At 30.4% G+C, this 11,870-nt stretch carries 8 protein-coding genes and 2 pseudogenes; 7 read left to right on the top strand and 3 right to left on the bottom strand.

Going from position 1 to position 11,870, the window contains the following annotated elements; translation table 11 throughout:
* Positions 1 to 748 (top strand): annotated as a pseudogene (locus HMPREF2930_RS08780) (YfcC family protein); the annotation flags it as partial.
* 54 nt (positions 749 to 802) lie between these two features.
* On the opposite strand, the gene HMPREF2930_RS08775 reads toward HMPREF2930_RS08780, so the two are convergent.
* Positions 803 to 3,004, bottom strand: a complete 2,202-nt coding sequence (locus HMPREF2930_RS08775; protein WP_037541714.1) for an amidase domain-containing protein — start codon at positions 3,002 to 3,004, stop codon at positions 803 to 805.
* A gap of 264 nt (positions 3,005 to 3,268) precedes the next feature.
* On the opposite strand from HMPREF2930_RS08775, the gene HMPREF2930_RS08770 reads away from it, so the two are divergent.
* A complete protein-coding gene (locus HMPREF2930_RS08770; RefSeq protein ID WP_037541712.1) occupies positions 3,269 to 6,097 on the top strand; it encodes a YhgE/Pip domain-containing protein in 2,829 nt (942 codons plus the stop codon).
* A 56-nt stretch (positions 6,098 to 6,153) separates the two neighbouring features.
* On the opposite strand, the gene HMPREF2930_RS08765 is transcribed toward HMPREF2930_RS08770, so the two are convergent.
* On the bottom strand, positions 6,154 to 6,660 hold the full coding sequence (locus HMPREF2930_RS08765; protein WP_037541710.1) for a hypothetical protein: 507 nt from the start codon (positions 6,658 to 6,660) through the stop codon (positions 6,154 to 6,156).
* Between the two features lie 202 nt (positions 6,661 to 6,862).
* Between HMPREF2930_RS08765 and HMPREF2930_RS08760 the strand changes: the two genes are divergently transcribed.
* Positions 6,863 to 7,384 carry an immunodominant staphylococcal antigen IsaB family protein gene (locus HMPREF2930_RS08760; protein ID WP_037541708.1) on the top strand — a complete coding sequence of 174 codons (522 nt, stop codon included), beginning with the start codon at positions 6,863 to 6,865 and terminating at the stop codon, positions 7,382 to 7,384.
* Between the two features lie 46 nt (positions 7,385 to 7,430).
* On the opposite strand, the gene HMPREF2930_RS08755 is transcribed toward HMPREF2930_RS08760, so the two are convergent.
* Positions 7,431 to 7,715, bottom strand: coding sequence for a YolD-like family protein (locus tag HMPREF2930_RS08755; protein ID WP_081741606.1), 285 nt, complete (start codon positions 7,713 to 7,715; stop codon positions 7,431 to 7,433).
* A 195-nt stretch (positions 7,716 to 7,910) separates the two neighbouring features.
* Between HMPREF2930_RS08755 and HMPREF2930_RS08750 the strand changes: the two genes are divergently transcribed.
* From HMPREF2930_RS08750 to HMPREF2930_RS08735, 4 genes and pseudogenes are all read left to right on the top strand, one after another.
* Positions 7,911 to 9,023 carry a tyrosine-type recombinase/integrase gene (locus HMPREF2930_RS08750; RefSeq protein WP_000706213.1) on the top strand — a complete coding sequence of 371 codons (1,113 nt, stop codon included), beginning with the start codon at positions 7,911 to 7,913 and terminating at the stop codon, positions 9,021 to 9,023.
* Positions 9,024 to 9,025: 2 nt separating this feature from the next.
* A complete protein-coding gene (locus tag HMPREF2930_RS08745; protein ID WP_000026850.1) occupies positions 9,026 to 11,089 on the top strand; it encodes a tyrosine-type recombinase/integrase in 2,064 nt (687 codons plus the stop codon).
* Between the two features lie 8 nt (positions 11,090 to 11,097).
* Positions 11,098 to 11,463, top strand: coding sequence for a DUF6262 family protein (locus HMPREF2930_RS08740; protein ID WP_000410574.1), 366 nt, complete (start codon positions 11,098 to 11,100; stop codon positions 11,461 to 11,463).
* 4 nt (positions 11,464 to 11,467) lie between these two features.
* Positions 11,468 to 11,870, top strand: a pseudogene (locus HMPREF2930_RS08735) (hypothetical protein); the annotation flags it as partial.

Here is an 11,870-nt window from a genome sequence, read left to right as displayed (position 1 = left end):
AAAAAAAAATCCGAAACGATCATACACTTATGATGATAAAGTGAAGTTTGAACGACAATGGTCAGTGATTAAGAATAATAGTGAAGACAGTATCTTTACCTTACGTGAAAAAATTATTTTAATACTCTTTATCTTGCCCTTCCCAATTATGGTTTGGGGCGTCATGACTCAGGGATGGTGGTTCCCGATTATGGCGTCTATGTTTTTAGCCTTTACCATTGTGATTATGCTTATTGTCGCATTAGGTAAGAATGGATTAGGTGAGAAAAAAGTGGTCGATGCATTTGTTAATGGTGCATCAAGCTTAGTAGGCGTATCATTAATCATTGGTCTTGCACGTGGTATTAATAGGATTATGAATGATGGACTGATTTCAGATACAGTGTTAAATTTTTCATCATCACTTGTAAAACATGTGAATGGACCACTGTTTATTCTTGTATTATTGATTATCTTTTTCTTCCTAGGATTTATTATTCCTTCATCATCAGGATTAGCTGTACTGGCGATGCCAATATTTGCACCACTTGCTGATACAGTAGGTATCCCTCGATTTGTGATTGTTACAGCGTATCAATTTGGACAATATGCGATGCTATTTTTAGCACCAACAGGATTGATTATGGCTACATTACAAATGTTGGATATGAAATATTCACATTGGTTTAAATTTGTATGGCCAATTGTCGTTTTTGTATTTATCTTTGGCGGTGGCTTATTAGTTGCCCAAGTATTAGTATATTCATAATAAAAAAGCCATTGAGTTTCAAATTTTTGAAACTCAATGGCTTTTGTTATGCATTTATTTAGGTTGAATATAGTGTAAAGATGAGGCAGTATCCGCATCAATTTGGCGATATGATACAATACCTAATCCTTTTACATTTGATTCTGAAATAATGATTGATCCATCATCATTGACTTTTTCAACGAAAGCAACGTGACCATATAACCCACTTGCTCCAGATTGACCTGCTTCAAATACAACAGCTGTATGATTTTTAGGGGTTGTACTTACACTATAACCTGCGTCTTCAGCGCTATTATCCCAGTTATGTGCATCGCCCCAATGACCGCCTACATGTTTATCAAATTGTTGAACACGTTCGTACACATACCAAGTACATTGACCATATGGATACGGTGAAGCAACATCTGAAATTGAAAATGGCTTAAATGCACTTCCTGAAACATCTGTGCCACTACTTCCTGTTGATTTTGAGTATTTATCTAAATCAGGCATGTGTTTCTTATCAAAATCAGTTAAATTGTAATGTTCAATTAAGCTATTTAATTTCGTTGCATAGTTTGGATCAGTCGCATAAGTTTGGCTTAAATGACGTGTTGCTGAACGATAACTTGGTGCAATGTTTTTCCAAGATGATTTATAAATTGTAGGATTACCGTCAATACCGTGTTTGATTAAATCAGCATAATCTTTTAATGAAGCTTTAAGATTTGGATATTTACGGAAACTAGCATTAATACTAAATATATGATTATCGCTACTAGCTTCAAGTGTATTGAAGTTAACTGAAGCGCCTTTATAACTACCTTTCATACCGAATAAATTGTAGTTTGGTGCTTGTGCAAGAGCGCTATTACCTGAACTTGATTCTAAAATGGCCTGCGCAATCATGACAGAAGCATAAATGTCATTATCTTGCCCAATTTTATGCGCATCTTTAGCAATAGATGTAATAAATTCACGTGTTGCTTTATTTTCTACCACTGCCATCTTTCCATTAGTAACATTGTTCCCATCTAATTGTGGTACGTCTTGGAATAAACTTATAGCGCGTGTATTACTTTGTTTAAAATCATTTTCAAATGATTGTGGTGCTTCTTGTTTATGTTTTAGTTGTTTTTCCGTTGGTAATTGTGGATTGTCTTTATTTGTGTCTAGTTGGTCTTGAGTTGTTGATGTATCTTTTTTTGAATCTTCATTTTGTGATGCTTGAGATGTGCTGTCTTTTTTAGATGATGTATAGTCTTTATGTGTTTGTGTTGCTTTATCACTATATTTATCAAGAAGCGCATCTAGTACATCCTCTGATTGTTGACGATCTTTATTAGGTGTTGCTTGCTCTTCTTGAGAGGTTTGAGATGTTGTATTTTTTGTTGTTTGCTGTGATGTTGATTGATTGCTATTTTCAGATGTCGAGGACTCATTAGTATTAGAATCATTTAAATCTGAAGCTAATTGATTCAATGAATCTAAGGCTTTGCTTACGCTAGAATCATCAGTTGAATAATTGTTATTACTGTTACTATATTTAAATGATGACTCAGACGATTGATCTGACTGGTTATTTTCTGTTAGTACCTCAGATTGATTTGATGGTGTGGTATGACTATTTGACTTATCAGATGAGTCTTGAGGTGATGGATCAATTGTTGTGTGTTGATGTGATGATTCAGTACGATCTTCATCTGAAGAAGTTGTATTCGTTGCATTTTTGTCATCATTAGTATTAGATGAAGATGAATCACTTTCAACATGTTCATATTTAGAAATATCATCATCAAAATGGAATAAAGATGAAATCAAACTTGTTAAACTAAAGCCATTTTCAAAGTGACTAGGATCTAAAAAGTTTGATGAGAATGAATGATTTGAACCATTCATGTTAAATACAGATAATGGTGTATGATACGTGTCTTCATCTTTAGTATGAGATGAACGATTATTTTTCGAATGTGTTGATGATGGTTTAGAATGAGAAGCGGCATCTTCATTTGAAACTGTGTCTGATTGACTTTCTTTTGACTGAGAGTCTTGCTTTTTATTATTATCAGAGCTATCAGAAGTTGAATTTTCTGAAGATGGAATTTCATTGCTTTCAGTACGTGTTGTTTCTGATGTAGAAGTTGAATCCTCATTATTTGATTCAGATGTTTTAGTTTCTTTTGTATTCTCTTCAGCTTGAGCAACACTAGATGTAAATGTTGGTAAAACCAGAGTTGTAGTTAGCAAATATATCATAAATTTTTGCTTCGACATCAATAAACGCTCCTTAATTTTGTATAATATATTTTATAAATCCGTCTTAAGTCAGACGATTTCTATCGTATTTTAACGTAGCATTAGTTTTGTCGCTAAAATTATTTTCTGCTATAATGCATGAGTACCATTTTAATTGTTGACGTATATCAACTAATTATGGCATTCGTGATAAAAGTATTATACTAATTCTACGATATAAAAAACAATGTTTTAAATCATATTGATATAAATTCTTAATATTTCATTTTTAGGAGAGTGAAAATGAAGAACGCGTTTAAACTATTTTTGACAGACTTAAAGCGTGTCGCTAAAACACCTGCTGCTTGGGTAATTCTAGGCGGTTTGGCAATTTTACCTTCATTTTACGCATGGTTTAATTTATGGGCAATGTGGGATCCATATAGTAATACAGGTCATATTAAAGTGGCAGTTGTAAACGAAGACCAAGGCGATAAAATTCGAGGTAAGAAAATTAATGTAGGTAATACGCTCGAAGACACATTGAAGAACAATGATAAATTTGATTGGCAATTTGTCAGTCGGGAGAAAGCAGATCATGAAATACGAATGGGTAAATATTATGCAGGAATTTATATACCTAAGAAATTTACACATCAAATTACGGGAACACTTCGTAAACATCCGGAAAAAGCAGATATTACATATAAAGTGAACCAAAAAATTAATGCTGTCGCCCCTAAAATGACTGATACCGGTTCGACAATTATTGTTGATGAAGCCAATAAACAATTTAATACTACTGTAACGAAAGCATTATTGAAAGCAGCAAATAAAGTAGGTCTTCAAATTGAAGACGAAGTACCAACTATCGATAAAATTAAAAATGCAGTCTATACTGCCCATCAATCTTTACCTAAATTGAATAAAATTGCAGATAGAATTGTTTATCTTAATGATCATCAAGATCAGCTTGATCAATATGCGAATCAATTCCGTGATTTAGATACCTATAAAGATGATATTTTAAATGCTCAACAAAAATTAAATGATGTCAATGCAGCGATTCCTTCTTTAAATCAAAAAGCAAAACTCATTCTCGCATTGAATGAATATATGCCTAACATTCAGAAATTAGTGAATGTAGCAGCAGATGATATTCCTCAGACATTCCCTAAAATTAATAGAGGGGTAGAGATTGCGAGTCAAGGATTAGACTTAGCGAATCAACAACTTAATGATGCGCAAGGTTATTTAGGTATGGCTAAGCAACGTGTTGGGGATTATCAAGAGGCAACTAGGCGAGCACAAGCAGTTAATGGTAATGTGAATAATAATTTACGACAACAAAGTGCGACAACTAATGACAACGGTATGCCTCAATATACGATTCAAAAACTAAGTAATAGTTCGAATAATGATCAATTACCTAATGGTCAGATTCTTTCGAATGAAGATGTTAAATCAATGAATAGTGGACTTGCTGAAGCATTACTTGCATTATCTTCAAATGCGGATAAGCAAACTAAGGCATCACAATCTGATGTAAAAGCATTAAGAGATATAACGTATGGTGTTATTGCCTCTAATCGTCCAACAGAATATAATGACATGCTTCGAAATATTAAAGGACGTTTAGAAAACACTTCAAAATACAATCAACAATTGATTGATGTATTAAAAGAATTACAACAACGTGAACATGTGAATTTAGCACCACAAATTAAACGAATCGAAAGTACCAATAACCGTATTAATGATACGTTACGTTCTACTAACCAATTGATTGATGCATTATCAAGTGGTGGTAAAGGTAGTGCGGAGTCTATTAATGTATTAAGAAGCTTGCCAGCTTTAAATTCTGGTTTAGGTAGTTATAGAGATTACATTAAAGATAATTTAAATCATCGTTTACTTGTAGTTTCTAATGATATTACAAAACAATTAAGTGAAGGCCAAGTCGTATTATCAGATGTGCAATCTAAATTAAATACGATTAATCAAGTGATTCAAGCAGGTCAAGATATTGTAGGTAATGGTCAAACTCGTATTGCAACACTTCAAAGTGAATTACCATCACTTGAAGCGGGATATATTGAAGCAACTCAAACTGCTAAAAATTACTTCCCAACAGTACGAAAAAATGTAGCAAAAGCTGCAGACTTTGTACGTAATGATTTACCTGATTTAGAACAACGTCTTGCGAATGCAACAGCTACTGTTAATGCTAACTTACCAACATTATTTGATAAATACGATAACGCAGTAGATTTATTAGATGAGAATCAGCCAAAAGCAAAAGAAGCTTTAGCGAATTTAGCGAACTTTGCACAAACAAAATTACCTGGCATCGAAAGAGATTTAAATAAGGCTAATGATATATTCAATCAATTGGACGATGATGATGCAGTAGATAAGCTTGTTAATAGTCTAAAAAATGATTTGAAAAAACAAGCAGATGTTATCGCGAATCCAATCAATAAGAAAACAGTTGATGTTTTCCCAGTCAGAGATTATGGTTCAGGTATGACACCATTCTATACGGCATTAGCTATTTGGGTAGGTGCCTTATTATTAGTAAGTTTATTAACAGTGCATAACAAACATGAAGAATTAGCAGATCAGTTAACGAAACGACAAGAATATCTTGGTAAAGGAATGTTCTTTATCTTGATGGGTGTATTACAAACCCTCATTGTTACAACAGGTGACTTATTCTTACTTCATGCGCAAGTAGAATCACCATTGCTCTTTGTACTCGTTGCATTATTTGGAGCCATAGTGTTTAATACCATTGTTTATACGTGTGTATCTATATTGGGTAACCCAGGTAAAGCGGTAGCCATCATTCTTTTAGTATTACAAATTGCAGGCGGTGGCGGTACCTTCCCAGTAGTTACACTACCTAAGTTCTTCCAAAACATTTCACCTTATTTACCATTTACGTACTTAATTGATTGTTTACGTGAAGTTGTAGGTGGTATTGTACCAGAAATTTTAATTACAAAATTAATTATATTTGGGCTCTTCGGTCTTGGTTTCTTCTTAATTGGATTTATTGCTAAACCATTCTTAGATCCAATTATGACTAAGATTGCAAAACGCGTAGAAGAAAGTAAAGTAACAGAATAGAAAATAAAAGAGCCTGATTGATAATGAAACATCATTATCAGTCAGGCTATTATTTTTTAATTAGATTTGTTATTAGATTCACTACTACGATGAGTGTGACTTTCAGTTGAAGACTGCGTACTTTGTTGCGATGAAGGTTTTTCTTCTGTTGAAGGTTGTTCAGTTGATGTTTGCTCTGAAGATAGTTTGTCTTCTGTGCTTTGAGATGTGGGTTGTTTTGATGTGTTACTTTCTGAACGATGTTGTGATTGTGACGTAGTTGATGATTCGCTTGTTTTTGGCTGTGTAGTCTGAACAGTAGAGTGACGTTGCGTCGTTTGTTGTTGTTCTTGTATTGATTGACTGGTTGGCTCAGATTGCGCAGTGGTACCATTGTCAGACTGACTTGTTTCATTAGATTGAACTGTATGACTTTCAGAAGTAGTTTCTTTTTTATCTTTCTTTTTAGTAGATTGTGTTTGATTTGGCTCAGATTGATTAGAATGAGTGGCTGCAAAAAAGACTGAGAATCCTAATGTTACAACAAGTAATATAATGACTATAGTTGCTAATATTTTTTTCAAATGATAGTCCTCCATTTTTAATTCATTTCTTTAATTTATTATAATCAAAGTTCAACAAATAGGTAGTATGTATATAACCAAATCATATTACATTTTATTTACATAATTCTGTGATAGATACATCTAAAGTACAGTGAATTAAGACAAAGAGTATGAGATAATAATAGTGAAATAAAAATCCATTAGAGAAAGAAGGACAATCATGAATAAAATAGTTAAATCTATAGCATCAGTTACTTTAGCATTTGGGACAATGTTAGGCGTAAGTACAACTGTTTTACCAATCGAGGATACAGCGCATGCAGCTACAAAGCCATATTATGTATATAACGGGTATGTAGATAAAGACGCAAAATTTGTAACCAATAAACAGTTTATTAAAGCAGTTAAATATGGAAATGTAACAATGAATGGAATAAAATTTGAAAAAGTGCATAGTAATAAAAAACTTGAAAAATATAACCAAACATTTACTGGTGTAAGTAAAGATGGTAAAAAGGCGAATAAAGTTCAATTTAGTGTTAAAGAGGATTTAACATATGATCAATTGAAAAAAGCGTATGGCTCAGATTTTAAAAAAGTAAAAGGTACTCCAAGTGATAAAAAAAGTGGTATTTTCGAATATCAACCTAAGAAAGATGGATTAATTGTTTCTTTTGTTATCACACATGGAAGAACAGTAGAAGTAGATATTGGCTATGAAGGTGTCACAACAAGTAAATAAATGATAAATAAGAGCGGAATTGAGTTCAATTCCCGCTCTTTTTTTATTATTCAATGTGACATAATACTGCAAATTCGAGTTGCATTGTTTGTGAGCCATTCTCATTACTAATTGTAATATACCGCTTTAAAATATCAATACGTTTAATATAAGCTGCAATAGAATGAATTGTACCATTTCTAAAATAACTAATCATAGCGAGTTGATGAGTTGTATATTTTTCAATTAATCGTCGATTCAGAATATTGAATTGATCATCCGACAAAGAGGGCATCGCTATTTTATTTTGATTTTCGATAAAAGTTTTTATTCGTTCATATTGTTCAGGCATCACTGCAAAAGGTTATATATATGTTGAAGAATATAGACTATTTTGTTTAAAATGAATCATATTTTAAGAAAAAATGAACAAAGTAAAAATATTAAATAGTCTTTTTTTATTACGTGTAATAAGTTTAATATGTATGATGTAAAAAGAATTTGAATAGTGTATACTTATACTATTAAAATTAGAAATGAGATTATTATGAAAATAGTAGAAGTAAAATCTAAGAATGGTACCAATTTTATGATTTTAGATGGTAATAATGAACCTATAGTAGATGCAGTAAGATATTTGAAGTATCTGGATAGTGTTAAGAAAAGTTTAAATACCAAGAAAACCTATGCCTATGCACTAAAAAATTTTTTTGTTTACTTAGAAAGTAAAAAGATATGCTATAAAGAAGTTAGTTTTGATAACTTTGTTGATTTTATAAGATGGATGAAAACACCTTTTGAATATGAGAATGTCCTCTCTTATCACCGAAAAGAAAAAAGCATTAGTCCTAAGACAATTAATCTGACTATGACTGTAGTATCTAATTTTTATGATTATCTCTATAGGAGTAAAAAATTAGATGTTAATTTCTATGATTTTATGCATATGGAAAGTAAATACTCTAAAAAATATAAAAGTTTCATGCATCACATAAATAAGGACTATAGAACGTTGAAAAATATTTTGAAAGTTAAAGAACCAAAGAAAAAAATAGAAGTGTTAACTAATGCGGAGGTTAAGAAATTATTAGAGGAAGCTAATAATATTAGAGATAAATTCTTAATACAATTACTATATGAAACCGGATTACGTATAGGTGAGGTATTATCATTACGTATTGATGATATTAAATTTGACTTTAGAAAAGGCCATCAAATAGTTTTGAAAAATAGATTTAATGATAATGGTACTTATTTGAAAACTGGGGAAAGAAAAATATTTATTTCCCAATCGTTAATTGATTTATACGATGATTATGTCTACGAAATAATTGACGAACTTTCAATATGTTCTGATTATCTTTTTGTAAAAATAAAGGGGAGAAATGTAGGAGAAGCTATGAATTATAGTGATATATATTCATTATTTAAAAGGCTAAAACATAAAACATCTATAAATGTTCATCCTCATTTATTTCGCCATACACATGCAACTGTTTTTTATAATGAAACTAAGGATATAAAACAAGTTCAAGAAAGACTTGGTCATAGTAATATACAAACGACTATTAATTTATATGTTCATCCCACTGAAGAAGATATACGTGAAGATTGGAATAAAGTAAAGCATCAATTTCAAGTTTTTAATAAAGGGGAATGACTATGTCAATACCAATTAATTTACCTACAAACAGTACTATGATTAATGAATTATGTACATTACAAAGTAGAACCATCAATATAAAAGGAGAGGTTTTAATAACTGAAATATATGATGATTACTTTTTTAAAAATGATGAGTGGCACATTACAGCTTTTAACAAATTCAAGCAATTTCAAGATAGTATCAAGAACTATAGAGACAAAAGAAAAAATGTTTTCTTTAGGATTAAAAGTAAAAATTTGAATTTAGAATTTAAATACCTTTTTTTGAAACTGATAGTTAAAGAGGATTGGTCCTTATCTAATTTATTTAATACTGGAGCAGTAAAGCTTAATAAGATTGCTAAGTTCTTTAATGAAGTTTATCCAAATTTAAATTCTTTACTTGATTGTGATATAAATACATTAGAAAAGCACTGGTTTAATTGGCTGACTGAAAATAATATACCAATAAAAAGAAGATCATCAACAATAGTTTTTGGTGATTATGAATACAAAAGCGGACTGGCTTCTTTTTTAAAGAATATGTACATTAATCTAATTAAGTTCATTGATAAGCGAGAAGAATGGGAAAAAGATAAATGGGATATTAGAAATTTAGAAAAATATGGATTGAGTTATAATAAAACACTAACTGGCAATTATTTAAACTTTGAAAAAATTGAGTCAATTAAAATGCGAGAATTAGCAAAAAAATATTTAAAAAATCGTTTGATAACTGGTGATATAGCATTTGCTACAGCAAGGTTTTATATAAGAGTTTTAACTAGGTTTTTTCAAAATATATCTAAAAATAAAGAAACAAGGAATAGTTTAAATGAACTAGATAGATGTCATATCGAAGCATATATAGAATTTTTGTTTGAATATGCAGCTAATAAACATTTGCAAAGTACTAAGAATTTTGTGAGAGAAGAATTAAAAACAATTAGAAGGTTCTTAAACGATATTATAACTCAAAACTATGCTATAGCACCGTACCAAGATATACGATTTTTAATTTATCCTCAAGACTTACCTAAACACGAAAAGAAAAATAGTAGCCAAATTGATTATATCCCAGATTTTGTATTGGAACAGCTTTTTGAGCATATAAATGATTTGCATAAAGATTTAATACCTGTAGTTTGGATAGCTTTTAAAACAGGATTAAGAATTTCTGATGTATTGACATTACAAAATAATTGCCTTGCAAAAGTTAATGGAAAGTATTCAATAATCACAGATATTGCTAAAACTTTTGTTAAAGGACATAGAATACCAATTGATAATAAATTAGCTGATATAATAGCAGTTTTAATAGCCGATTCTAAAAGTAAAAGTACAAAAGATAATAATCCTAATAATTATATTTTTGCTATTTATAAAGGAAAAAGAAAGGGAATGCCCTTTACACAACATATGGTCAGAGCACACTTAAATCATTTATCAAAGACTAAAAATATTATTGATGAACAAGGAGAAATCTTCCATTTCAAAACTCATCAATTTAGACATACCTATGCAGTAAAATTGTTAAATGGTGGAGCAGATATATTAACGATACAAGAATTATTAGCACACTCCTCACCAGAAATGACTCTAAGATATGCTAAGTTACTTGATGATACAAAGAGAAAGGCTTTTGAATCAGTTATTGATCAAGGAGCTTTTAGTTTTGATGTTGACGGTAAAATTAAAAATATACAGCATAGTAGTGAACTATCTGAAAAAGCATTGAATTCTTTATGGCAAGAACATAAATTAAACGCAATGGACAATCCTTATGGCACTTGTCATGCTAGATTGAGTGGTGATTGTCCATACATGGAAGCTCCGCCATGCCTGACTTGTAATTCTGGGAAACCATGTAAGGATTTAGCTATTGGATTTTCTGATTTAGATGTTGAAAAATATGAATTACATATCAAATCAACGGTCAAATCTATAGAATTAGCTAAAAATAATAATAGACAAGATATGGTTGAAAAGCATATAAATATATTAAATAAATATGAAGAAATACTAGGTAATATAAAAGATGGAAACATTATATTCGGGAGAAGTAATAGAATAAAAGTATAGAGGTTAAGATGGAAAAATTTAATAGACAAGAACAATTAAAACAGTTGCATGCAGAACGAAAAGTTAAAACCGAGAAAAAAGTTGATAAAGCAATAAATGATTTAGTTCAAAAAAATAAAGAAATTAACTTTAACATCGTTTCTAAACATTCAAAAGTTTCGAAAGCTACATTATATAAAAATAATAAAATTCGAAAGAAAATAGAGAAGTTACGTGAACAAAACAGAGAAATATTTGTTCATAAAAATAAAAATGACGGTAAAGATGCGTTAATCTCCTCTTTAAAAAGAAAAGTAAATTCTTTAGAAAAAGAGAAAAAAATGTTGAAAGAAGAAATTAGCGTTTTATATTCTAGGCTGTATGAGGATATTTAAAATAATGGACAATAAAATTGAAAAGATTCTAGAAGATATTAATAAATTACAAGGCTATAAAGTAACATATCAATATGCTACTGCTATAAATATAAAAGATAATAACATGAACCCTTGGTTTGAAAAAATTGAGGAAATTCTATTGAATGTAAAAGGAGTTATACGCATTTTATCTCCTGACAACCCCCCGGTAAATTATGATTATTGGATTTTACCTGGAAGATATAAAAGACATACAAAAGAATATCACGAAAAACTAGAAAAATTTTTAGAAAAATTTGCTACTAATGCAAATATTAATGATGGATTGTTTGATCAAAATAATATACATGGATACAAATATAAAAAATATATATTCACTCCACATATTGAAATTACTCATGAGAACACTTTGAATTTATTTTTTT

Source organism: Staphylococcus sp. HMSC068C09 (assembly GCF_001813735.1).
Classification (GTDB): domain Bacteria; phylum Bacillota; class Bacilli; order Staphylococcales; family Staphylococcaceae; genus Staphylococcus; species Staphylococcus hominis.
This window is presented reverse-complemented; position numbering and strand designations above follow the sequence as displayed.